We start from the raw sequence: 24,200 nt of genomic DNA, 5'->3' as shown, positions 1-24,200 counted from the left end.
TCTCTCCATCAACGCCGGCGTCTGCGGCTGACCCCCATCCCGACCTTCCCCCTTTCAGGGGGAAGGAGAGGAATCTCGTAGCCCGGCTACCGTCAACCGGCGCAGCTCTTCACGAAATCCTTGCGCTGAGGGCCCGTGATCTTCTGGTCGATGGCCTGCTTCAGGCAGTCGAGATGCGCCTGCGCCATGCAGAGCTGCATCTGGTCGTGCCGCTCCTGACCCTTTAGCGCCTTCGCCGAGCTCTGGCAGGCCGCGCGCTTCGCGCCGGGCACGGGCGCCGCCGTCGACGCGCTCTGTTGCGCGGGAGCTGCCGCCGGCGCTGTTGCGGGGGCTGGTGTTGTCTGCGCGAGCGCTGCAGCCGAGAGCAGCAGCGAACCAGCCGAGACGACGGCGACGACAAGACGTTTCATGGGAAGTGCCTCCGCGAGGCATGATCCGGAGAAGTGGACGTTGGTTTTCCGGAACGTCATGCTCAGACCAGGAAAGGGGTCACGATGCGATCGCGCCGTGACCCGGGGGAGGCCGACAATTAGAAGCCGCCGCGTGAATGCGGCATGAATAGGCGCGTAGCCCGCTTCACCTCAGCGTGAGGCCGGTCGCGGCTTCAAGCTCGCCGATCGCCTGCGCGGCATTCGCGACCTTGATCGTGGTCATGCCCATCTCGCGCGCCGGCTTCAAATTGACGCCGAGATCGTCGAGATAGACGCAGTTCTTCGGGTTCACTTGCAGCGTCTCCACCATCATCCGGTAGATCCGCGGGTCGGGCTTGCGCAGGCCGATCTTCGCGGACTCGATGACGTGGTCGAACAGCGCCATCACTTCGGCCACATAGAGCGTGCGTCCGCTACGGCTGCCGATCGCGTTTGCCGGCAGATTGTTGGTGATGCATCCGGTCTTGAATTTCGCCTTGATGCGCTTCAGCGCCTCGACCATCTCGGGGCGCAGGTCGCCGGAGAGCAGCGGCAGCACGTCCTTGCCGCGCACCTCGGCGCCGAGCGCCTTCGATTCCGTAGCGAACAGCGCATCGAACGCCTCGATATCGATCTCGGCGCGCTCGAACTTGGCCCAGGCGTTCTCGAGATGATTGGCGGCGTTGGTGCGGCGGATGATGTCGATCGGCAGGCCGCGCTCGGTCTCATAGCGCGCGAATGCCTCGAACGGTGAGGTGGTCAACACGCCGCCGAAATCCCAGATTACTGCCTCGATCATGCTTTCCTGCCCAATGATGCGTTGCTTGAGGAGCGGCTAACACGGATCGCAGACCGGGACCAGCCCGATCCGGCGCTTGTTCGGCGCTCGTTCGGCGCTTGGCGACCCGCGCGGAGCGGGCTATTGCTTCGCCGATGAAGACATCCCGCCTGATCCTCGCCGTTCTCGTGTCCCTGGTCTGCCCTCCGGCTTTCGCCATCGTCGGCGGCGGCGCGCCGTCGACGGATGGCGTTGCGCGCTCCGTCGTCACGATCGTCGGCTCGCGCGGCAATTTCTGCACCGGTGCGCTGATCGCGCCGAAGGTCGTGCTGACCGCGGCACATTGCGTGCAGCCCGGCGCCGATTACAAGATCGTCGAATATGGCGCGGACAGGCAGCCGAAGCTGCAGGACGTCAGGACGGTTGCGATCCATCCCGGCTTTCGGATGCAGGCGATGACCAATCATGTCGCGACCGCCGATGTCGCGCTGCTGCAGCTCGCGGCGCCGGCCGCAGGCAAGGCGCCGGCCGCGCTCGGCATGCCAAACATTCCGATCCAGGTCGGCGGCCGCTTCACCATCGCGGGCGTCGGCGTCACCGTGCGTGGTGACGGCAAGAGCGGCGGCGCCACCCGCGTCGCCGGCCTGATCGCGAGCGGCAAGCCCGGCACGTTGCAGATCCGTCTCGTCGATCCGGTCGGGCAGGGCGTGCGCGACGGGCTCGGGGCCTGCACCGGCGATTCCGGCGCGCCGGTGTTCGAGGACAAGCAGGGCGGCCCCGCAATCGTCGGCGTGGTGAGTTGGTCGACGGGACCGAACGGCGCCGCCGGCTGCGGCGGCATCACCGGCGTGACGCCGCTGACACTCTATCGCGACTGGGTGATGCAGACCGCGCGGCAATGGGGCGCGAGCTTTTAGCCCAAGATGCATGCTTCGGACAGACCGCACACTCGCAGTTCCGTCATCCTGAGGAGCGCGTAGCGCGTCTCGAAGGATGAACGGCCCAGAGCCGGGCCGATTCATCCTTCGAGGCTCGCTTCGCTCGCACCTCAGGATGACGGTGATGAATTTGCGATGAACCTAATGCCCCGCGGCCTTGTTCGCGGCGGCGTTGTTCAGCACGATCAGGCCGTCGACGGCGACGCCGAGCTTGCTGTTGATCAGGAACGGGTTGACGTCGATCGAGGCAATGCGGCCGTTGGCGTCCGCCATCAGGTTGGAGAGCCCGACCAGCGCCTTCACTGCCGACGGCTCGTGCAGCGCGGGCTTGCCGCGATAGCCCTTCATCTTGACCCCGGCCTTGGTCCTGGCGATCAGCTCCTTCGCCTCGGCGGCGTCGAGCGGCGCGCCGGCGAGCGCGACGTCCTTCATCAGCTCGATGTCGACGCCGCCGGTGCCGAACAGCACGACGGGGCCCATCTCGGCGTCGAGCGAGGCGCCGACCACGAGCTCGAGGTCGGCCTTGACCTGCTGCGCAATCAGGATGCCCTCGAGCTTCGGCTTGCCCTTCAGCTTCTTCACCCGCGCGGTGATGTCGATGAAGGCTTTCTTCACCTCGGCCGCATTGGCAAGGTTCAGCACCACGCCGCCGATATCGGATTTGTGCAGGATGTCGGGGCTGACCACCTTGGCGACCACCGGGAAGCCGATTTGCTTGGCGATCTTCACGGCCTCCGCCGCGGTCTGCGCGACCTCTTCCTTTGAGATCGGGATGCCATAGGCCTTGAGCAGCTTCTTCGAGGCAACCTCGTCGAGCGCGGCGGCGCCGTTGGCGGCCTTCAGCGTCTTCTCCAGCACCGCGCGCGCAGATGCCGTCGAGCTCGACGCGATATCGGGCACTTCCTTGCGCAGGCCGGCATATTCGATCAACGACTTGATCGCGCCGACCGCGCGGTCAAGGCCCTGCATGACTGCGATATCGGGCAGCGACTTGCGCAGTCCTTTGGTGAATTCGGTGAAGCCGATCGACATCGCGCTGATATAGATCACCGGCTTGTTGGCCTGGCCCGCCATCTCGTTGACGATGCGCAGATTTCGCTCGCGCAGCTCGTGTGGCGCCTTCGGCAGCTCGGCATCGATGATGACGATATCGGTGTCGGGATCGTCGATCATGATCTTGATCGACTTCATGTAGACGGAGGGATCGACCACCGCGGCAAAGCCGGCGTCGAGCGGATTGCCGACAATGCTGCCGGGGCCGAGCATTTTTGCCAGTTGCTCCGATGCGTTCGGGCTCAGCGGCGCGAAGTTCAGCCCGGCGGAATAGAACGCGTCGATCAGGAGGCCGCGCTTGCCGCCTGACAGCGACACCGCCGCGAGGCGATTGCCCTTCGGCGGATCGGCATGCACGAAGCACTCGGTGGTTTCGATCAGTTCATCCAGCCCACGCACCCGGATCACGCCTTCGCGGGTCGAGATCGCATCGAAGGTCTCGATCGAGCCGGCAAGCGCGCCGGTATGCGCCATCGCCGCGGCGCGGCCGCCCTCGGAGGCGCCGAGCTTGAGCGCGATCACCGGCTTGCCGGCGGCGCGCGCGGCCTTGCAGGCATCGCGGAATACCTTCGTGTTCCTGACGCCTTCGAGATAGACCACGATGACGCGGATGCTCGGATCGGCGGCGAAATAGCTCATCAGGTCCGGGGTCTCGAGGCCGGATTCATTGCCGGTCGTGACCATGTAGCCGACGCCGACGCCGCGATCCTCCAGCGCCTGGCGGATTGCCATCACGATCGCGCCGGATTGGCCGGCGATCGCTACCGCGCCCTGCTCCATGGTGACGATGCGGTCGTCGATATTGGTGAACAGGTTCTCGCCGGCGCTGAGATTGCCGAGGCAATTCGGACCGGTGACCGCAAGCCCGGTCTCCTTGATCGCCTGCTTCAGCTCGACCGCGAGCCGCTGGCTCTCTTCATCCTGCAATTCGCTGAAGCCGGAGGTGACGATGGTCGCCGAGCGCGCGCCGGCCGCGGCCGCATCGCGGATCACCTGCACGGCAAACCGGGCCGGCACCAGCACCAGCACATGGTCGGGCTTCTCGGGAAGGCTGGCGAAGTCCTTGTAGCAGGTGACGCCCCAGATCGCTTCGCGCTTGGCGTTGATCGGATAGAGGCCGCCAGCATATCCGTACTTGACCAGATTGTTCCAGATCCGTTCGGCGTAATTGCCGGGCTTGTCGGTGGCACCGACCAGCACGATGTTGCGCGGATGCAGCATCGCGTGGATGCTCTTGACGATATCGCTGGCGTCAGCGGGCGGCGCCCATTCGTGGGACACATGAGACGCGGTGCTTGCGAAAGCTTCCATGGAGCCTGCCCTTATCCTTGTTGTCTTTGTTTTCCTCTGGCCACGGCGGATCACCGTGAGGCGCGCGATTTTTCATTGTTTTTATGGCGAGGGAAAGGGGGTAGCAACTCATGCTGGCGCAGGTCAGGGCACCGCGCGCAATATCCCGGCAGGCGCAAAATTGATTGCCTATCAGGAACCGGATTCGCGCGGGCGCGAATCCGTTTCGATCAAGGTCCCGTGCAGCAAGTAACGCTCAGGGCCTGCCGTCAGCGCGTCGAACGGCCAGCAGGTCGACAGCACCAGTTCATGTCGGTCGATGAGCGGATCGATGCCGGATTGATCGAATCGGACCACCGAACTGCGATCGGCCCGATAGCGAAACATCTTGCCGTCGCTTCGCGTGACGTCGATCTCGTCACCGATTGTGACATCCCTGAGAAAGCGAAAATGCGTGTCACGGTGCGCGGAATAGACCGCGACGCCCCGCTCGCCGGCATCGACGGTCTGTTCGACATGGCCGGGGCCGAACGCCAGTGCCTGGCCGCTGCTGCCGGCAAGCACGATCGCGGAGGCGTGCAGGCGCTTCACCTCGATCCGCGCCACCGGCCAGGTATCGGCCCAGCTCCAGGGCTTCACCGGCTGGCCGGTCGCGATGCTCTGTGCGAAGGCGCGCTCCAGCAGCACCTGCGCCAGCAGCGCCTTGGCATGGATATAGGCGCCCTGGCCGAACAGGATCAGGCCGATGAGGGCGAAGGCGAGGGCCGGGATGAAGCGGGCCATTTTGTTTTGTTTCTCGTCATTGCGAGGAGCGAAGCGACGAAGCAATCCATCTTTCCCCGTATGGCGACATGGATTGCTTCGCTTCGCTCGCAATGACGGTTGGAAAAGAGTTGCGCGCGCGGCCCCTGGGGGACGGGTGGGAAGGCCGCGCGCGCTCTTGAAGGAGGAGGTTGGGGGGCACCTCCTCCTTTCATCCGACGTCATTGGGGCGACGTCTGACGCCGGTTGAACACCAGGAGGAGAAGGCTGACCGTGAGCAGGATCACGCCCGCGATCATCTTCAGCTCCGCATCGGTCGCGGTCTTCGGCAGCTGGATCGTGCCGGGAGCGTGCGTCGCGACCGATGACCGCTTCAGCGCAGCGAGCTGCAGCTTGCCGTCGCCTGCGTCGGCGCGCCGCTCGCCCGGGGCGGCCGGCAGACTCGGACGCTCGCCGAACAGCTTCGCAAAATCCCAGCCGGCGGGCAGGTTGAGCGGCAATTCGGAGAGCTTTAGCGGCTCGCCGTCGGGACGGCTCGGCGTCTTGTCGACCGCGACAAGGCTGGTCAGCCGCGTGACGAGCTGATGCTCCAGCGCCAGCGCCAGGATGGTCTTGTCGGCGTCCTCGGGGTTCTGCTGCCGCGTGGTGCGCGCGACCTCGGCATCGGCGATCTTGCGGCGCGCCCACAGTTTCGACAGGCCCTTGCCTTCAGCGGCATTCGCGAGCGGCAGCGTCACGCTCCACGGACGGTCGCCGATGCGGCCCTTGATCTCGACCGAGCCGGCCAGCTTGTCGAGCTTGGCGGCCAGCACCAGCGGCTCGTCGCGATAGACGTCGGGCAGTGCCGACGGCGTCAGGTCGGCCGTCGCCTCGGAGAATTTCGCGGAGAGGCTCGTCACCGCGGGATTCTCCAGCCTGGCGAACAGGCCGCGCATCCGCTCGTCGACCTGCTCGACCGAGCCGATATGGGTGAAGGTGCCGCGGCCGAGCTCGGCGGCGCGTGTCATCAGATAGGTGTTCGGCGCCGAGCCGATGCCGACCATGAATACCCGCGAGCGGCCGCGCAGCGCGCTGATGGTCTCGAACAATTGCTGCTCGTTGCCGATGGCGCCGTCGGTCAGGAACACGACCTGGCGGACGTAATTGGCGTCGTCATGGTTGGTGTCGGACAGCGCCGCGCGCATCGCCGGCACCATCTCGGTGCCGCCGCGGGCCTGCAGCGCGCTGACGAACGCCGTCGCGTTGCCGATATTGGCGCTATTGGCCGCGACCGGCGACGGGAACAGCGTGTCCATGGTGTCGTCGAACCGGATCACGTTGAAGCGATCGGTCGGCTGCAAGCGGCCGAGCGCGTAAATGAGGCTCGCCTTGGCCTGGATGATCGAGGTGCCGCCCATCGAGCCGGAATTGTCGATCACGAAGATCACTTCGCGCGGCAACGGCTTCTGTTGCGCCTGCTCGACCGACGGCGGGGTGACGAAGGCCAGCAGATAGTCGGAATTGCCGACATGCTCGCGGAACAGCCCGACCGACGGCGCCTTCTCGGCGGCCGGCTTCCAGGTTAGCTCGAAATCACGATCGGCCGGCACCGGGCCTTGGGCGAGCTTGACGATGCGCGTGGTGCCGTCGGGGCTCTCGATCCTAACCTGGTGGAAATGGCTCTTCACCTCGCCGAGCGGGAAGCCGGCGTTGAGGCGCACCGTGATGTTGGTCGGATTGACCGGCGCATTCTCCGCCGGATCGAGCGCTTGCGAGGCAATGCGGTCGCGGTCCGGCACGGGATCGGTTGACGTGGCGCCCCAGCCGTTGCCATCGGCGCGAAGGTCGACGCTCTGCACCACCGGGCGCGGATTGTAGCGCGGGCCGACCACCATCGGCACCCGCAGCGAGAATTCGCTGCCGTTCTGCTGCACCGGCTCCTGATATTCGATCTGCACCAGCACGGTCTCGCCAGGGCCGATATTGGCAACGGAGTTGGTGAAGATGTTGGGCCGCTCCTGTTCGGTGAGCGCGGCCTTTTGGCCATTCTGCTTGGCCTGCTCATAGATGGCGCGAGCCTGCTGCCGCTCCTTGATGTCGCCGACCACGACGCGGTCGCCGACCACCATCTTCAGCGTGTCGACCGCGCCGCCCGCCGGCAGCGGATAGACATAGGTCGCCTCCACCCAGTCCTTGGTCGGGTTGCGGAAGATCTGCGTGACGCGGGCGCGGACCGTCGGACCCGACACCGTGAGGTCGACGTCAATGCCGAGCCTGGTCGCGTCGGCATAGCCGTCGTCGGTCTTGAACAGCAGCGAGCCGGAACGCGCATCGCTCGGCCGCAGCACCGCCTGTCGCGGCAGCTCGGCCGACCACACCGGATCGAAGCTCACGAACAAGGCTGCAAAGCCGATCGCCAGCGCGGCCACACCTTCCACCAGAAAGAACAGCGCAATGCGCATCCTGCGCGACAGGCGGATCTGCGGGCTGCTCTCACATGCATCGTAAATCGTCATTTTCGTCACTCCCGAGCGAGGCTTTCGCTGCCTCGCGATCATGGAGAACGGCGGTTTTGGCGCGAGCAGAATGATCGGCAATGATTGGCCGCCGTCCGGCGCGGCCCGCCGCCGGCTGAGGCGGATTTGTGCGGTTTGGTGATGGATTGTCCGGTCTGCTAGACTGCGCGGAATCAAGGGGAACCGGGCAGGAATCTGGATGCCGACGCCTGACAAGCAGCTATCCGCCGAGCAGAGCCAGCAGGTCGCGGAGACCATTCGCGAGGAAATCGCGCGCCGACGCATCTCGCGGCAGACGCTGGCCGAGCAGGCCAAGCTCAGCCTGTCGACGCTGGAGAAGGTGCTCGGCGGCCGCCGCCCGTTCACGCTGGCGACTACGGTGCGGCTGGAGCAGGCGTTGGGTGTGTCCTTGCGCAAGCTGCCGGAGACGATCACGGTGGCCGCACCCGCCAATGGCGGGATCGCACCCGACAGCCTCGGGTCCTATTCCCGCCGCGCGGTGGCGCGGATCGAAGGGACCTACATCACGGTGCGTCCGTCGTTCGGCGAGCAGGGCGCGCTCTATGCCTATCGCACCGAGATCACGTGGGACGAAGCGTCATCGTCGCTCGGCTTCCGCGAGGGCGAACGGCAGGACGCCGACTACACCCAGTATGGCGAGGTGGCGGTGCCCAATGAATCAGGCTTCGTCTACCTCGTGACCAATAGGCACGGCCAGCATCGCGTGATCACGGTGTCGCGCCCGCGCAATTCCGGCGAGATGTACGGCATCATCACGACGCTGCTCGCGGGCCGCGGCTCGCTGCTGACGCCGGTCGCCGCGCCGATCGCGTTCCTGCCGGTGAAGAACGTACCCAAGCCAAGCCTCGGCCGGGTGTCGGCGGATGACGCGAACTACGCCGCCTATCGCGAGCATCTGCGTCGGACGATCGATGAGCCGTTCGCGATTTTCTTGCCGGGCTGACAACGGCAGAGTTAGCTCCGTCATCCTGAGGTGCGAGCCTTGCGGCGCGATTGCGCCGCTGGGCGAGCCTCGAAGGATGCACGGCCCGTATGCATCGACTCGGGAGAGAGCCGGGCCGTCGACCCTTCGAGACGCCGCTTCGCGGCTCCTCAGGGTGACGATAGCTTGCACGACGCTCGGCTTGGCTCCATCCGCGATTCGCAAAACAAACGAAGCCGCCCGGATGGGCGGCTTCGCGATGGCTGATGTTTGGTGGCGGTGCGCGTCGCGCTAGCCGCCGGTCTCGGCGCTGATGATGTCGCCGAACAGCTCCCACTGCCCGTTCTTGAACTGCATCATCTTGAGTTGCTCGACCGGCGCGAAGTCGGTCGAGCTGGTGTTGATCCTGATGCCGGGGATGAGCGTGTCGGGCGCAAAATCCTTGAGGCTGGCGGCCTGCTTCATCACGTTCTCACGCGTCAGGTTGTCGCCGGCCTGCTTCAGCACCTGCACCATGGTCTGCGCCGCGGCGTAGCCATAGACCAGATTGGCGTCGGCGAGATTGGCGCCCGGCATGTACTTCTCGGCGAAGGCCATGAACTTCTTCATGCCCTCATCATTCTTCCATTGCGGATCGGACGCGTCCTTCAGATAGCCGGCCGACAGCACGCCTTCCGAGGCCTCGAGCCCGGCGGGCTTCATGACCGCGCCGATCGAGATCGAGACGTCGGTCATCACCTGCATCGGCTTCCAGTTGAGCTCGGCGATCTTCTTGATCGCCTGCGCCGCGAATTTCGGCGTCGAGATGTTGACGAACACGTCGGCGCCGGTGTCCTTCAGCTTGACGATGTGAGAGTCGATCGACGGCTCGGTGGTCTCGTAGCTCTCTTCGGCGACGATCTTGACGCTCGACTTGTCGAGGATTTCCTTCAAGCCGACCAGGTAGTCCTTGCCGAAATCGTCATTGGCGTAGAAGATCGCGACCTTGGCATCCGGCTTGGCCTTCAGGATGTACTTGCCGAAGATCCGCGCCTCGACGCGATAGCTCGGCTGGAAACCCATGGTCCACGGGAAATCCTTCGGATCGTTCCATTTGCTGGCGCCGGTGGCGAGGAACAGCTGCGGCACCTTCTTGGCGTTGTGATACTTCTGCACCGCGGTCTGGGTCGGCGTGCCCAGCGCGTTGAACACCAGGAAGACCTCGTCGCTCTCGATCAGCTTGCGGATCTGCTCCACGGTCTTCGGCGGCGAGTAGCCGTCGTCATAGGAGATCCAGTTGATCTTGCGGCCGTTGATGCCGCCCTGGTCGTTGATCATCTTGAAATAGGCTTCTTCGGTCTTGCCGATGACGCCGTAGGCGGAGGCGGGACCGCTATAGGCCTCGACATTGCCGATCTTGATCTCGGTGTCGGAGGCGCCGGTATCATACTTCTTTTGTGCAAAGGCGGCCTGGGTGGAGAGCAGGCAGAGCGCCGTGGCGGCTGCCAGCAGCGACAGTGTTGTTGTTTTCATAAAGGCAATTTCCTCGATTGATCTTGGTTGGGGACTTACGCAACGAACCCGCAGCCGGTCCCGGCAGACGGCAGCGGGGCAATCCTTGTCGCGGCGAATCCGGAACGCGCGGCGCGCGTCTGGCTCACGCTGCGGTATCGGTTGGCTTCGGCCGGCTGAATTGCTGCCGGAGCGTCGGCTTATGAATTTTGCCTGTCGCGTTCCGCGGCAGGACCTCGATGAATTCGATCAGGCGCGGGCATTTGAACCGCGCCAGATTGGCCTGGCAATGCGCGTGGACCTCGGCCGGGGTCAGCGAATGGCCGGATTTCACGGCAATGATCGCCATGCCGACTTCGCCCCATTGCTCGTCAGGGATGCCGATCACGGCGGCCTCGGCGACGGCCGCCAATTGATGCAGCACGCTCTCGACCTCGGCCGGATAGACGTTCTCGCCGCCCGAGATGTACATGTCCTTCCAGCGATCGACGATGTAGTAGAAGCCTTCCTCGTCGATCCGCGTGGCGTCGCCGGTGTGCAGCCAGCCGTCGGTGAAGGAGGAGGCATTGGCGTCCGGCCTGTTCCAGTAGCCCGGCGTGATGTTCGGGCCCTTGACCCAGAGTTCGCCGAGCTCGCCGACCGCGGCGTCGCTGCCGTCGGGCCGCACGATACGGACCTCGGTGTGCAGCACCGGCTTGCCGGAGGAGCCGGCCTTGCGCGCGGCATCCTCGCGGTCGAGCACCATCACCGCCGGCGACGTCTCGGTCATGCCGTAGCCCTGCTGCAGCGCGACGCCGCGCGCCTCCCAGGTCTTGAGCAGCGGCACCGGCATCGGCGCGCCGCCGACGCCGCCAATGACGAGGCGGCTGAAATCCGCCGTAGCGAAGGACGGGTGCTGCGCCATGAACTGGTAGATCGCGGGCACGCCGAAGAACACGTTGATGCCCTGCGCGGGATCGTCGATCAGCTTCAGCGCCTCGCCGGGATCGAAGGCGCGCATGATCAGCACGGTGCCGCCGGCATGCAGCACCGGGTTGGTGTAGCAGTTCAGACCACCGGTGTGGAACAGCGGCAGCACCGTGAGCAGCACCGAGGCCGGCGAGATGTAGGCGGGGCCGCCGAGATTGACGCAATTCCAGAACGTCATCCCATGCGTGATAATCGCGCCCTTGGGCTGGCCGGTCGTTCCCGAGGTGTACATGATGGTCGAGATGTCATCGAGCATGACCTCCTCGAACCGCTCGAGCGGCGTGGCTGCCGCGATGCCGGCCTCATAGGCGCCGCCGGGGCCGAGCCTCACGGTCGCAGCAACATTGCAGAGCTTTGCCACCGCAAGCGCGGTCTCGGCGAGATCGTCGTCGTGGATCATCACCTTCGGCGCGGCGTCGCCGGTGATGTAGCGCAGCTCGGGAACGGTGAGGCGGGTGTTGAGCGGCAGGAAGATCGCGCCGATCCGGAAGCAGGCGAACTGCACCTCCAGCGTATCCGTCGTGTTCAGCGCCAGCACCGCGACGCGGTCGCCGCAGGCGACCTTGAGCCCGTCGCGCAGCCAGGCCGCGAGCCGCGACACGCGGGCGTCGAGCTCCGCATAGCTGAAGCGGCGTCCGCTGGCGAGATCGACAAGCGCCATCTTGTCCGGCGTGCGCCGGCGATGATGCGCGATCCAGTCGTAATAACGAACCGGCAAATTTCCCTCCTCCGGAACGGCAGTCTTGCGCCGCCTGTTCCTGGCTCAATTGATGCCATGAATTGGCAGTGGAGGGGGCGTATAAGGATACTGTCTTGCGTTTAGTGGCTGGCAAATCGCCGGATCGGGCGTCGGCGCCGATGGCAGCCACTCGACGCAAGTGAACCGGGAGAAATCCGGACATCGTCGGAGGAAGAATCAACGGAGCACGCGGATGGCAAACCCGTTCTACACCGGCGAGCATGAGGCCTTTCGCGAGGTGATGCGGCGCTTTGTTGCCAGGGAAATCGAGCCTTATGCCCATCAATGGGACGAAGACGGCGAGTTTCCGCGCGAGCTCTATGCCAAGGCATCTGCGATCGGGCTGCTCGGCCTCGGCTTCCCGGAAGAATATGGCGGGATCGCCGCCGACCAGTTCATGAAGATCGTGGCCTCGCAGGAGCTGGCGCGTGCCGGCGCCGGCGGCGTCTCCTCGAGCCTGATGAGCCACACCATCGGCTCGCCGCCGATCGCGCGCGCCGCGCGGCCCGAGGTTAAGGCGCGGGTGCTGCCGGACGTGCTCGCCGGCAAGAAGATCTCCGCGCTTGCGATCACCGAGCCGAGCGGCGGCTCCGATGTCGCGAACCTGCGCACCAAAGCGCGGCGCGATGGCGATCACTATGTCGTCTCCGGCGAGAAGACCTTCATCACCTCGGGCATGCGCGCCGACTATCTGACGGTCGCGGTGCGCACCGGCGGCGAAGGTCCCGGCGGCGTCAGCCTGCTGCTGATCGAAGGCAATACGCCCGGCCTGTCCCGCACCAAGCTGAAGAAGATGGGCTGGTGGGCGTCGGACACCGCGACGCTTCACTTCGACGAGTGCCGCGTGCCGGTCGAGAACCTGATCGGCGAGGAAGGCCAGGGCTTCAAGATCATCATGCAGAACTTCAACAGCGAGCGCATGGGCATGGCGGCGAGCTGCACCGCCTATGCGCGCGTCTGCCTCGACGAGGCGGTCGCCTATGCCAAGGAGCGCAAGACGTTCGGCAAGCCGATCGCGCAGCACCAGGTGATCAGGCACAAGATCGTCGACATGGCGCAGAAGGTGGTGGCCTCGCAGGCGATGCTGGAGATGCTGGCGTGGCGGCTCGGCCAGGGCGAAAGCCCGGTCGCCGAGATCTGCATGATGAAGAACCAGGCGACGCAGACCATGGCGCACTGCGCCTCCGAGGCGGTGCAGATCTTCGGCGGCGCCGGCTTCATGCGCGGCGTCAAGGTCGAGCGCATCTACCGCGAGGTCAAGGTCAACGCCATCGGCGGCGGCACCGAGGAGATCATGAAGGACCTCGCGAGCCGGCAGATGGGGTTGTGATCGCGTCAGGTGATGATGTGGTCGCGGCGAAAAGGCGGATTGTGAACCCTCCCCCTGAAAGGGGGAGGGCAGGGTGGGGGTCAAGCCGCGAGTCGGACTGCTCAGTTTGACCCCCACCCGGCCCGCTCGGCATAGCCGAACGTGCCGACCTCCCCCTTTCACGGGGAGGTGAGAAGGCAAGGTCATTCCGGGGCGCGCGCCAGCGCGAACCCGGAATCCAGAGGTAATGGATCGAGATTCCGGGTTCGATGCTTCGCATCGCCCCGGAATGACAAAGGATAGTTCGAGAACATGCTCTTCACCGCCGACCACGACGAACCGCGCCGCGCTCTACAAAAGTTCATCGCGGCCGAGATCAATCCCCATGTCGACGAATGGGAGAAGGCCGACATCTTCCCGGCGCATGAGCTGTTCAAGAAGCTCGGCGATCTCGGCTTCCTCGGCCTCAACAAGCCCGTCGAGTTCGGCGGCCAGGGACTGGATTATTCCTACGCGCTGATGATGGCCGAGGAGTTGGGGGCTATCACCTGCGGCGGCGTGCCGATGGCGATCGGGGTGCAGACCGACATGGCGACGCCAGCGCTGGCGCGGTTCGGCTCCGACGAGGTGCGGCGCGAATTCCTCAGCCCCGCGATTGCCGGCGATCAGGTCGCCTGCATCGGCGTTTCTGAGCCCGGTGCCGGCTCCGACGTCGCCTCGATAAAGACCAGTGCGCGCGCCGACGGCGACGACTACGTCATCAATGGCGGCAAGATGTGGATCACCAACGGCACCCAGGCCGACTGGATCTGCCTGCTCGCCAACACCAGCGACGGCCCGGTCCATCGCAACAAGTCGCTGATCTGTGTGCCCATGAAGACCAAGGGCGTGCAGATCGCGCGCAAGCTCGACAAGCTCGGCATGCGTTCGTCGGATACGGCGCAGATCTTCTTCGACAATGTCCGGGTCCCCAAGCGTAACCGGATCGGCGAGGAGGGCCGGGGCTTCACCTACCAGATGATCCAGTTCCAGGAGGAGCGGCTGTGGGGTGCGGCCGCCTGCCTGAAGGCGCATGAATTCATCATCAACGAGACCATCGACTACACTCGCAACCGCAAGGCGTTCGGCGGCTCGATCCTCGACAACCAGGTGGTGCACTTCAAGCTCGCGGAAATGCAGACCGAGGTCGAGCTGCTGCGCTCGCTGATCTATCGTGCCGGCGAGGCGCTGGTGGCCGGCGAGGACGTGACGCGGCTCGCGACCATGGCCAAGCTGAAGGCCGGCCGGCTCGGCCGCGAGCTTACCGATGCCTGCCTGCAATATTGGGGCGGCATGGGTTTCACCAACGAGACGCCGGTCAGCCGCGCCTATCGCGACAGCCGCCTGACCTCGATCGGCGGCGGCGCCGACGAGGTCATGCTCATGGTATTGTGCAAGATGATGGGCACGCTGCCTGGCCTGAAGCAAAAGGTAAACGCCTGATGATCACGCTCTATCACTGCGACGCCGCGCGCTCGTTCCGTCCGCTGTGGATGCTGGAGGAGCTCGGGCTTGCCTATGAGCTGAAGATGCTGCCGTTCCCGCCGCGCGTGTTCGCCAAGGAATATCTCGGCATCAATCCGCTCGGCACCATCCCGTTCATGATCGATGGCGAGACCAGGATGACGGAGTCCTCCGGCATCTGCCATTATCTCGGCACCAAATACGGCCCGACGCCGCTGATCGTCGGCGTCGACGAGCCGGCCTATGGCGCGTTCCTGAACTGGATGTATTTTTCCGACGCGACGCTGACCTTCCCGCAGACGCTGGTGCTCCGCTACAGCCAGCTTGAGCCGGAGGAGCGGCGCAACCCGCAGGTCTCGGGCGATTATGCAAAATGGTTCCTGGGCCGCCTGCGCGCGGTCGAGGCCGCCGCCGCGAAGTCGGAATTCCTCTGCGCGGAACGCTTCACCGCGGCCGACATCGCTAACGGTTATGCGCTCCGTCTTGCCAGCAATATCGGCCTCGCCAAGGATTTCGGGCCGAATGTCGCGGCCTATTGGGCGCGGCTGCAGCAGCGCGACGGTTACCAGCGCGCGGTCGCGGCGGAGCAAAAAGCCGGTCAGGAACAGAACGTTGCGCCGCGGGCGCGGCCATAACTTCTCCGTCATTCCGGGACGATGCGTCAGCATCGAACCCGGAATCCCGAGATTCCGGGCTCGCATCTTCGATGCGCCCCGGAATGACGACATTTCGCATCGGTGACAGCGTGCGAATTTGCGTTATGGTAGCTCCGCCGCAGCGGCCCAAAGAGCCGCGCGAGGAGGAACCGCCATGGACGCGATCGTGGACGCGAAGTGCCAGAGCTCCAGCCAGCAATCCGGTCACCGGATGCTGATCACGCCGGAACGGGTGTTCTATGCCGGGCTGCTCGGACGCCCGCGCGAGCGCTGTCCCGGTGCATTCCATGTCTATGTCGCGATCCGCGACGGCTTGCATCTGTCGACCAGCGAAGGCCGCGAGTTCGCATGGCGAGCTCGCGGTGACGATGCCGAACCTGCGCCACACCATCACCAGCGAATATCGCTCGGCGATCTGCGTCGCGATCGAGCCGGAAAGCGTGCCCGACGGCACGCTCGAAGCCGTCGCCCGCCGTCTGCAAGGATCGGACTCCCATCTGTTCGCCAATCGCATTCGCAACGCTTATGCGACGCTCGCCGAGATGCAGCATCGCGACGCGATCGCGAATGCCGAGTTCGACACCATGTGCTTCGGCGACGCGCTGCCGCAGCGCGTGCTCGATCCGCGTGTCGTGCGCGCGATCGGCCGCATCGGGCAATTCTCCGGCGAGCCGGTGACCGCGGCAGGCTGCGCCGCCGAGGCCGGGCTATCGCCCTCGCGCTTCCTGCATCTGTTCAAGGAGGAGACCGGGATCTCGTTCCGCTCCTTCCGCGCCTGGAAGCGCGCGCGGCATCTGCTGCACTTCGCCAACCAGGACATCAACCTCGCGCATCTCGCGCAGGATATCGGCTATCCCGATAGCACGCATTTCAGCCACTCGATCCGCCGCTTCTATGGCTTGAAGCCGCGCGCGATCTTCTCCGGCTCGCGGGACCTTGCGATCTACCGCACCGGGCAAACCGCGAGCGAGCGCGCGCTGACTTAGATCGTCGTCCCGGCCTAGTGCGCAATTGCGCACGGGAGCCGGGACCCATAACCACAGCCGGTTATTGTTTCAAAAGGCCTCTGCCATCCCGCATCACAGATAGATCACGCGGTATGGGCCCCGGCTTTCGCCGGGACGACGGTTAGAGATTCGCGCCCTGAATCACCTCGCCGAACCGCAGCCAGCCCGGACCTTCGATCCGTTGCAGCTGAAGCTGCTGCAGCGGGTGATGATTGGTCGGGCTGGTGTTGACGCGGATGCCGGGCAACAGCGTCGGGACCTCGATGTCCTTCAGGTTGTTGGCCTGCGCCATGATGTTGTCGCGCGTGAAATTGCCCTTGCACTGCTCGAGCACGATCTTCAGCACCTGCGCCACGGTGTAGGCGTAGAGGTTGTAGCCTTCCTTCGGATTGCCGTCGGGGAAGTACTTCTCCATGAAGGCGAGGAAGTTCTTCACGCCGGGATCATTGGCCCAGGCGGGGTCGGCGACGTCCTTGACATAGGCCGACGAGATCGTGCCCTGCGACTTGTCGAGGCCGACAGGCGCGATGGTCGAGGAGATCGAGGCGGCGCCGCTGGCGATGAAGTGCATCGGCTTCCAGCCGAGCTCATAGATCTTGCGAATCGACTGTGCACAGAACTTTGCCGTGGTGCCGGAGATCAGCACATCGGGATTGGCGCCGCGCAGCGCAACGATCTGGGAATTGATCGTGGGATCGGTGACCTCGTGCGAGGCCACCACGGCCGCGGTCGCGAACCGCTCGGCGAGCACGTCCTTGGCGCCGGCGACGAAATCCTTGCCGAGGTCGTCGTTCTGGTAGAGCACCGCGAATTTCGCGTTCCTGTTCTGGCTCAGTGCATATTTGACGAACACCTGCGCCTCGGTCCGCGCGCTCGGCGCAAAGCCCATGGTCCAGGGATAGGTCTTGTGGTCGCCCCATTTGTCGCCGTTCACCGACAGAAACAGGTGCGGCACCTTGGCGGCGTTGATGTATTTGACGACCGACGAGTTCGGCGCGGTGCCGAGCATGTTGAACAAGAAGGCGACATTGTCGCTTTCGATCAGGCGGCGCACCTGTTCGACCGTCTTCGCCGGATTGAATGCATCGTCGTAGTAGATGTACTTGATCTGTCGGCCGGCGATGCCGCCTTGCTCGTTCAGCATCTTGAAATAGGCTTCCTGGCAGCGCGCCTGCACGCCGAGCGCCGATACCGGGCCGCTCAGGGAGGTGGTGCTGCCGATCCTGATCTCGGTCGCGGTGACGCCTGGCGTGTCGTCGGCCAGCGAAGGCTTAAGACCCGCGACTGCGGCAAGTCCCGCGCCTGCCGCGCCTGTGAGCCATCTGCGCCGGTTGATCGAGACCATGACGTTCTCCCCGTGAAGCCGGCTTGCTGCGCCGCTTCTGCTTGGCAGCAAGGTTAGGCGACACGCGGGCGCCGCGTCTTGTGTTAACCGGCTGACGACGGATTGTGCCGTGAGCGCATCCACTTAGCCAGTCAACGCAAGATGGCGCGAAGGCAAAGTTCTCATCATGGCGAAATCAGCAGCGCATGTGCGCCGCAAAAGCGGACAAGAGACCCATGAGCGACAAGGCCGTCATCACCTGCGCGCTGAACGGCGTGCTTACCGACCCGAAGCAGCACAACGTTCCGGTGACGCCGGAACAGATGGCGCGCGAGGCCAAGGCCGCGTTCAACGCCGGCGCCAGCATCATGCACATCCATCTGCGGCAGCAGGAGCCGAACAAGGGCCACCTGCCGTCGTGGGATGTCGGCATCAGCAAGGAGATCCAGCAGGCGATCCGCGAGGCCTGCCCCGGCGTGATCATCAACCACACCACCGGCACCTCTGGCCCGAACTACCAGGGCGCGCTCGATTGCGTGCGCGAGACGCGGCCCGAGATCGCCGCCTGCAATGCCGGCTCGCTGAATTATCTCAAGGTGAAGGCTGACAACACCTGGGCCTGGCCGCCGATGATGTTCGACAACGCGGTCGAGAAGGTGCAGGACTATCTCGACGTGATGAAGGCGGCCGGCACCATTCCCGAATTCGAGTGCTTCGATGTCGGTATCGTGCGCTGCGTCGGGATGTACCGGCAGACCGGGATGTATTCCGGTCCGCTCGAATACAATTTCGTGATGGGCGTCGCCTCGGGCATGCCGGCCGATCCGGAGCTGCTGCCGATCCTGTTGAAGCTGAAGGCGCCGGAGGCGCATTGGCAGGTCACCGCGATTGGCCGTGCCGAGATCTGGCCGCTGCACCAGCGGGCCGCCGATCTCGGCGGTCATCTGCGCAGCGGGCTCGAGGATACGTTCTATCTCGGCGACGGCACCAAGGTGACGTCGAACGGGCAACTCGTCGAAGGGCTCGCCGCCTGCGCGCGCCGCGCCGGCCGCGAGATTGCGAGCCCGGCGGAAGCGCGGCAGATTTTCGGGGTGAGGCACTAGGCGCTGCCCCGTCATTGCGAGCGAAGCGAAGCAATCCATCTTCCGCGTGGAAGGTATGGATTGCTTGGTCGCTTCAGCGCAAAATTGCTTTGCAATTTTGTCGCGAGCTCCTCGCAATGACGGTTGATAGGAGAACCAAGCATGCACAATCTCGCAGCAACCGGCGGCGTCACCGGGCCGGGTCGTATCGGCCGGGTCGCGATCGGCGACCTGTTGAAGCGCGCCGCGCGGCGGTTTCCGGATCGCATCGCGCTGACCGACGGCAGCAGGCAGGTCACCTTCACCGAACTCGAGCGCGACGCCAATCGCTTCGCCAATCATCTGGTGCAGCGCGGGCTGAAGCCGGGCGAGAAGATTTCGACCATCTGCAACAACTCTGTCGAATTCGTCAAAGCGCTGTTCGGCATTCACCGCGCCGGGCTGGTCTGGGTGCCCATCAACACCATGCTCGGACCGGCTGATATGGACTACATCCTCGGCCATGCCGAGGTGCGTTTCGCCATCATCGATGACGCCCTTCATGCCCAGGCCGACCGCCGCGCCGCGCTGGAAGCGCGCGGCATGGAGATGATCGCGATCGATCTGACCGGCAATGCCGGCAAGACCGGATTGCAGGAGTTCAACGGTCTGCTGGAGGGACAGTCCGATATCGAGCCTGACATCGAGATCAACGACCGCGACCTCGCGATGATCATCTATACGTCAGGCACGACCTCGCGGCCGAAGGGCGCGATGCATTGTCACCTCGCCGTTGTCATGGCCGTGATGAGCAATTGTATCGAGATGCAGCTCTCGCGCGATGACGGGATCACCGGGCAGTTTCCGCTGTTCCACTGCGCCGGCCACGTGCTGCTGCTCAGCTATCTCTCGGTCGGCGGCCGCATGGCGCTGATGCGCGGCTTCGATCCGGTGGTTTGCATGGAGGCGATCGTGCGCGATAAGCTCACCGTGTTCGTCGGCCTGTCCTTGATGTATCAGGCGATCCTCGATCATCCGCGCCGCCGCGACTACGACCTGTCGGGCCTGCGCTGCTGCATCTACACCATGGCGCCGATGGGCAAGCCGTTGCTCGAGCGCGCCATGGCCGATCTCTGTCCGAACTTCGTGCTATCCAGCGGCCAGACCGAGATGTATCCGGCGACGACGATGTCCCGCCCGGAGGTTCAGCTCGACCGTTTCGGCAACTATTGGGCGAATCGCTGATCGTCAACGAGACCGCGATCATGGACGACAATGGCAACCTGCTGCCGCGCGGCGAGCTCGTGCATCGCGGGCCCAACGTGATGATGGGTTACTACAAGGACCCCAAATCGACCGAGGAGGCGCGCAAGTTCGGTCGGCACCATACCGGCGATCTAGCCTTGATCGACGGCAATGGCGAGGTGCTGTTCCTTGACCGCAAGAAGGATATGATCAAGTCGGGCGGCGAGAACGTTGCCTCCGTCAAGATCGAGGAGACGTTGCTGGCGCACCCCGCCGTGCAGAACGCCGCCGTGGTCGGCCTGCCGCATCCCCAATGGGGCGAGGCGGTCTCCGCCTTCGTCAAGCTGAAACCCGGCGCGGTGGCCGACGAGGCCGGCATCGAGGCGCATTGCAGAAAGCATCTCGGCGGCTTCCAGGTGCCGAAGCTGGTGCGTATCCTCGAGGAGATGCCGATGACCGCGACCGGCAAGCTGCGCAAGGTCGAGCTACGGCAGCAATACAGTGGGCATTTTGTGGAGCGCGCCTAGTGGCCATCATCGAGAACACGATTTCCACCGGCAGCGCCGCCTTCCAGGGCAATCGCGACGGCATGCTGGCGCTGATCGCCCGGATGCGCGCCCTGGAGGAGCGGACGCGCGCAGCCTCCGCCGCGGCAAAGGACCGCTTCCACAAGCGCGGCCAGCTATTGCCACGCGAGCGAGTCGCGCTGGTGCTCGATCCCGGTTCGCCCTTCCTCGAACTGTCGACGCTCGCCGGTTACATGTTCGACGTAGCGGATGCGGACAAGAGCGTGCCCGGCGGCGGACTGGTCGCCGGCATCGGCTTCGTCTCCGGCATCCGCTGCATGGTCAGCGCCAATGATGCCGGCATCGACGCGGGCGCATTGCAGCCTTACGGCCTCGACAAGACGCTGCGGGTGCAGGAGCTCGCGCTGCAGAACAAGCTGCCCTATGTGCAGTTGGTCGAGAGCGCCGGCGCCAACCTGCTGCGCTACCGTGTCGAGGACTTCGTCCGTGGCGGCAACATCTTCCGCAACCTGGCGCGGCTGTCGGCGGCAGGGCTTCCCGTCGTTACCGTCACCCACGGCTCCTCGACCGCGGGCGGCGCCTACCAGACCGGTCTCTCCGACTACATCGTGATGGTGCGCGGCCGCACCCGCGCGTTCCTTGCCGGGCCGCCTCTGCTCAAGGCGGCCACCGGCGAGATCGCGACCGAGGAGGAGCTCGGCGGCGCCGAGATGCACACCCAGATCTCCCGGTCTCGGCGATTATCTCGCCGAGGACGACCGCGATGCGCTCCGCATCGCGCGCGAGCTCATGGCCAAGCTGCCTTGGGATCGTTCTTGGGATCGGCCGGCCGCCGAACCGGTCGCGTTCAAGCCGCCACGTTACGACGCCGAGGAACTGCTCGGCATCATGCCGATGGATCACAAGCGCCCCGTCGACATGCGCCAGGCGATTGCGCGCTTCATCGACGATTCCGACTTCACCGAGTTCGGCGCCAATTACGGCCCGGCGACGGTCTGCGGCCACGCGCGCATCGAGGGGCAGGCGATCGGCATCATCACCAATAATGGTCCGCTCGACGTGCCCGGCGCCAACAAGGCGACGCACTTCATCCAGGCCTGCTGCCAGTCGCGCACACCGATCCTCTACATGAACAACACCACCGGCTACATGGTGGGCCGGGCCTATGAAGAGGCCGGCATGATCAAGCACGGCTCCAAGATGATCCAGGCGGTGACCTCGGCGACGGTGCCGCAGATCACGCTGTATTGCGGCGCCTCGTTCGGCGCCGGCAATTACGGCATGTGCGGCCGCGGCTTCCATCCGCGCTTCTGCTTCTCCTGGCCCAACGCCAAGACCGCCGTGATGGGCGGCGAGCAGGCCGCCGAAACCATGGCGATCGTGACTGAGGCCGCCGCCGCGCGGCGCGGCAAGCCGATCGAGAGGGAGAAGCTGGACGCGATGAAGGCGCAGATCACCGGGGTGTTCGACAGCCAGATGGACGTGTTCTCGACCAGCGCCCGGGTGCTCGACGACGGAGTGATCGATCCGCGCGACACGCGGACGGTGCTTGCCGAGGTGCTTTCGATCTGCCGCGAGGCCGAGGCCCGCAGCCCGCAGCGCATGCAGTTCTCGGTGGCGCGGCCATGAGCGGGGCAATCGTGAAGCGGACGCCGTTCTTCAAGATCCTGATCGCCAATCGCGGCGAGATAGCGCTGCGCATCATGCGATCGGCACGGCGGCTCGGCCATGGCGTCGTCGCGGTCTATTCGGACGCCGACCGTGATGCGCTGCATGTGCGCGAGGCCGACCAGGCGGTGCGGATCGGCGAGGCGCTTCCGGCGCAATCTTATCTGAAGATCGACGCGATCATCGCCGCCGCCAAGGCGAGCGGCGCCGGCGCGGTGCATCCCGGCTATGGCTTCCTCGCCGAGAACGAGGATTTTGCGCAGGCCTGCCGCGATGCGGGTCTGGTGTTCATCGGTCCGTCGCCGGAAGCGATCCTTGCGATGGGCAACAAGGCCGGCGCCAAGGAGATCATGCGCGAGGCCGGTGTGCCTTGCGTGCCCGGCTATCAGGGCGCCGACCAGAGCGATGCCGTGATGCTGGCGGAAGCCACGGCCATTGGTTTTCCGGTCATGATCAAGGCGGTCGCCGGCGGCGGCGGCCGCGGCATGCGGCTGGTCGAGGACGCGGCGGCATTTCCCGACGCGCTGCGCAGCGCGCGATCGGAGGCGCAGGGCGCGTTCGGCGATCCGACCGTCATTCTGGAGCGCGCGATCGTCAATCCCCGCCACATCGAGATCCAGGTGTTCGGCGACCGCCATGGCAACGCCATCCATCTCGGCGAGCGCGATTGCTCGGTGCAGCGGCGGCACCAGAAGCTGGTCGAGGAGGCGCCGTCGCCGGCGGTGACGCCGGAGCTGCGCGCGCGGATGGGCGCGGTCGCGGTGCAGGCGGTCAAGGCGATCGGCTACGAGGGTGCGGGCACGCTGGAATTTTTGCTCGATCGCGCCGGCAATTTCTACTTCATGGAGATGAATACGCGGCTGCAGGTCGAGCATCCCGTCACCGAGGCGATCACCGGGCTCGATCTGGTCGAATTGCAGCTGCGCGTCGCCAGTGGTGCGCCGCTCGGCTTGACCCAGGAGGACATCAAGTTCTCCGGCCATGCCATCGAGGTCCGGCTCTGCTCGGAGGATGCCGCGCACGATTTCATGCCGCAATCCGGCACGATGGCGCGGTGGCAAATGCCCGACGGCATCCGCGTGGAGCACGCGCTGCAGTCCGGCTCGGAGATTCCGCCGTTCTATGATTCGATGATCGCCAAGGTCATCAGCCATGGCACGGCCCGCGATGAAGCGCGCGGCAAGCTGATTTGTGCCCTGGAGCAGGCCACGGCCTTCGGCGTCACCACCAATCAGGGCTTCCTGATCGATTGCCTGCGCCATCCGGTCTTTGCCAGGGGCGAGGCGACCACGGCCTTCGTCGGCGACAACCGCGATGCGCTGCTGGCGCCGCGGCCGGATCGCGGCAGCGATCTCGCGCTTGCGGCGCTGCTGCTCTACGTCACCAATCCGCACGCACCGCCATGGCAGCGCGGCCGGTCGCTCGCAGCGACATTCCCGCTCGGCCTGCGGATCGATCTCGGCCACGGCGTGCAGGAGATCGAGATTGTCCGCGAGCGCGACGGCAGCTACATCGCGGCTCGTGATGGTGACCGATTCAGCTTCGTGATCGACGAGCTTAGTCAAGACAGCATCCGCTTCCACCACGATGGGGTGATGGAGCATGCCCAATTCCTGCGCGATGGCGACCGGCTCTATATCCTGCATCGCGGCGTCATGCTGTCGGTGCGCGATCTCACCCTCGCGCCGCCGGAGAGCGCGACGGCGGCCGGCGGTGACGGCAAGGTCCGCGCCGCCATGAACGGCCGGGTCGTCGCGGTGCTGGTGAAGCCGGGCGACAAGGTTGCGGCCGGCCAGCCGGTGATGACGCTGGAAGCGATGAAGATGGAGCATGTCCACACCGCCGGCGTCGCGGGCACGGTATCGTCGATCGATGTCGCCGAGGGGGAGCAGGTGACGACGGGGAAGATCGTGGTGGAGATCGAGGCCGCCGCATAACCGCCGTCGTCCCGGCGCAGGCCGGGACCCATAACCAGCGAAGCTGATCGTTGGAGCGCGCTGGGGCCACAGCGCGGCGCAACAGCGAACATTTG

The 24,200-nt window shown here is 65.2% G+C and carries 15 protein-coding genes and 3 pseudogenes; 10 read left to right on the top strand and 8 right to left on the bottom strand.

Translation table 11 applies throughout. From position 1 onward, the window contains the following. Nucleotides 1–92: 92 nt before the first annotated feature. Nucleotides 93–410 carry a hypothetical protein gene (locus ACSKB9_RS22245; RefSeq protein ID WP_438075754.1) on the bottom strand — a complete coding sequence of 106 codons (318 nt, stop codon included), beginning with the start codon at nucleotides 408–410 and terminating at the stop codon, nucleotides 93–95. Between the two features lie 166 nt (nucleotides 411–576). Beyond that, nucleotides 577–1,209: an HAD-IA family hydrolase gene (locus ACSKB9_RS22240; RefSeq protein WP_176936737.1), complete on the bottom strand. Its 633-nt coding sequence runs from the start codon at nucleotides 1,207–1,209 to the stop codon at nucleotides 577–579. A 134-nt stretch (nucleotides 1,210–1,343) separates the two neighbouring features. On the opposite strand from ACSKB9_RS22240, the gene ACSKB9_RS22235 reads away from it, so the two are divergent. Beyond that, nucleotides 1,344–2,105: a S1 family peptidase gene (locus tag ACSKB9_RS22235; protein ID WP_057021193.1), complete on the top strand. Its 762-nt coding sequence runs from the start codon at nucleotides 1,344–1,346 to the stop codon at nucleotides 2,103–2,105. Nucleotides 2,106–2,267: 162 nt separating this feature from the next. Here the strand turns inward: ACSKB9_RS22235 and ACSKB9_RS22230 are convergent, their stop codons facing one another. The 3 genes from ACSKB9_RS22230 to ACSKB9_RS22220 form a co-directional block, all read right to left on the bottom strand. Further along, a complete protein-coding gene (locus ACSKB9_RS22230; RefSeq protein WP_438075752.1) occupies nucleotides 2,268–4,490 on the bottom strand; it encodes an acetate--CoA ligase family protein in 2,223 nt (740 codons plus the stop codon). 171 nt (nucleotides 4,491–4,661) lie between these two features. Further along, entirely contained in the window at nucleotides 4,662–5,252 is a 591-nt protein-coding gene (locus ACSKB9_RS22225; protein WP_438075750.1) for a class GN sortase, read from the bottom strand. A gap of 200 nt (nucleotides 5,253–5,452) precedes the next feature. Then, entirely contained in the window at nucleotides 5,453–7,672 is a 2,220-nt protein-coding gene (locus ACSKB9_RS22220) for a marine proteobacterial sortase target protein (RefSeq protein WP_438080344.1), read from the bottom strand. A 253-nt stretch (nucleotides 7,673–7,925) separates the two neighbouring features. On the opposite strand from ACSKB9_RS22220, the gene ACSKB9_RS22215 reads away from it, so the two are divergent. Further along, nucleotides 7,926–8,690 carry a helix-turn-helix domain-containing protein gene (locus ACSKB9_RS22215; RefSeq protein ID WP_076834862.1) on the top strand — a complete coding sequence of 255 codons (765 nt, stop codon included), beginning with the start codon at nucleotides 7,926–7,928 and terminating at the stop codon, nucleotides 8,688–8,690. 270 nt (nucleotides 8,691–8,960) lie between these two features. On the opposite strand, the gene ACSKB9_RS22210 is transcribed toward ACSKB9_RS22215, so the two are convergent. Continuing rightward, complete coding sequence (locus ACSKB9_RS22210; RefSeq protein ID WP_438075747.1) at nucleotides 8,961–10,181, bottom strand: ABC transporter substrate-binding protein; 1,221 nt, start codon at nucleotides 10,179–10,181, stop codon at nucleotides 8,961–8,963. A 124-nt stretch (nucleotides 10,182–10,305) separates the two neighbouring features. Continuing rightward, nucleotides 10,306–11,847 (bottom strand): acyl-CoA synthetase, encoded by a 1,542-nt coding sequence (locus ACSKB9_RS22205; protein WP_438075745.1) that lies wholly within the window; start codon nucleotides 11,845–11,847, stop codon nucleotides 10,306–10,308. 214 nt (nucleotides 11,848–12,061) lie between these two features. On the opposite strand from ACSKB9_RS22205, the gene ACSKB9_RS22200 reads away from it, so the two are divergent. The 4 genes and pseudogenes from ACSKB9_RS22200 to ACSKB9_RS22185 all read left to right on the top strand — a co-directional run bounded on the left by ACSKB9_RS22200 (nucleotide 12,062) and on the right by ACSKB9_RS22185 (nucleotide 16,322). Further along, nucleotides 12,062–13,198 (top strand): acyl-CoA dehydrogenase family protein, encoded by a 1,137-nt coding sequence (locus ACSKB9_RS22200; protein ID WP_438075743.1) that lies wholly within the window; start codon nucleotides 12,062–12,064, stop codon nucleotides 13,196–13,198. A gap of 291 nt (nucleotides 13,199–13,489) precedes the next feature. Then, the gene (locus tag ACSKB9_RS22195) at nucleotides 13,490–14,659 is read left to right on the top strand and encodes an acyl-CoA dehydrogenase family protein (RefSeq protein ID WP_438075741.1); all 1,170 of its coding nucleotides are present in this window, start codon (nucleotides 13,490–13,492) and stop codon (nucleotides 14,657–14,659) included. Beyond that, nucleotides 14,659–15,315 carry a glutathione S-transferase family protein gene (locus tag ACSKB9_RS22190; protein WP_283066846.1) on the top strand — a complete coding sequence of 219 codons (657 nt, stop codon included), beginning with the start codon at nucleotides 14,659–14,661 and terminating at the stop codon, nucleotides 15,313–15,315. The genes ACSKB9_RS22195 and ACSKB9_RS22190 overlap by 1 nt, the downstream gene beginning before the upstream one ends. 175 nt (nucleotides 15,316–15,490) lie before the next feature. Then, nucleotides 15,491–16,322: pseudogene (locus tag ACSKB9_RS22185) on the top strand (helix-turn-helix domain-containing protein). Between the two features lie 142 nt (nucleotides 16,323–16,464). Here the strand turns inward: ACSKB9_RS22185 and ACSKB9_RS22180 are convergent. After that, nucleotides 16,465–17,688, bottom strand: coding sequence for an ABC transporter substrate-binding protein (locus tag ACSKB9_RS22180; RefSeq protein WP_438075738.1), 1,224 nt, complete (start codon nucleotides 17,686–17,688; stop codon nucleotides 16,465–16,467). 215 nt (nucleotides 17,689–17,903) lie between these two features. Here ACSKB9_RS22180 and ACSKB9_RS22175 point away from each other — a divergent pair, with 215 nt between their 5' ends. From ACSKB9_RS22175 to ACSKB9_RS22160, 4 genes and pseudogenes are all read left to right on the top strand, one after another. Then, complete coding sequence (locus ACSKB9_RS22175; RefSeq protein ID WP_438075736.1) at nucleotides 17,904–18,770, top strand: 3-keto-5-aminohexanoate cleavage protein; 867 nt, start codon at nucleotides 17,904–17,906, stop codon at nucleotides 18,768–18,770. Between the two features lie 141 nt (nucleotides 18,771–18,911). After that, a pseudogene (locus tag ACSKB9_RS22170) lies at nucleotides 18,912–20,500 on the top strand (AMP-binding protein). Continuing rightward, nucleotides 20,500–22,129: pseudogene (locus ACSKB9_RS22165) on the top strand (acyl-CoA carboxylase subunit beta). The pseudogenes ACSKB9_RS22170 and ACSKB9_RS22165 overlap by 1 nt, the downstream one beginning before the upstream one ends. Beyond that, complete coding sequence (locus tag ACSKB9_RS22160; RefSeq protein WP_438075734.1) at nucleotides 22,126–24,105, top strand: acetyl/propionyl/methylcrotonyl-CoA carboxylase subunit alpha; 1,980 nt, start codon at nucleotides 22,126–22,128, stop codon at nucleotides 24,103–24,105. Before ACSKB9_RS22165 ends, ACSKB9_RS22160 begins: the two are co-directional and overlap by 4 nt. The last annotated feature ends 95 nt before the right edge of the window (nucleotides 24,106–24,200 follow it).

It is taken from the genome of Bradyrhizobium sp. BR 1433, assembly GCF_051547665.1.
In the GTDB taxonomy this organism is placed as follows: domain Bacteria; phylum Pseudomonadota; class Alphaproteobacteria; order Rhizobiales; family Xanthobacteraceae; genus Bradyrhizobium; species Bradyrhizobium australafricanum.
The sequence above is the reverse complement of the archived record's forward strand: the minus strand, read 5'-3'. Positions and strand labels throughout refer to the sequence as shown.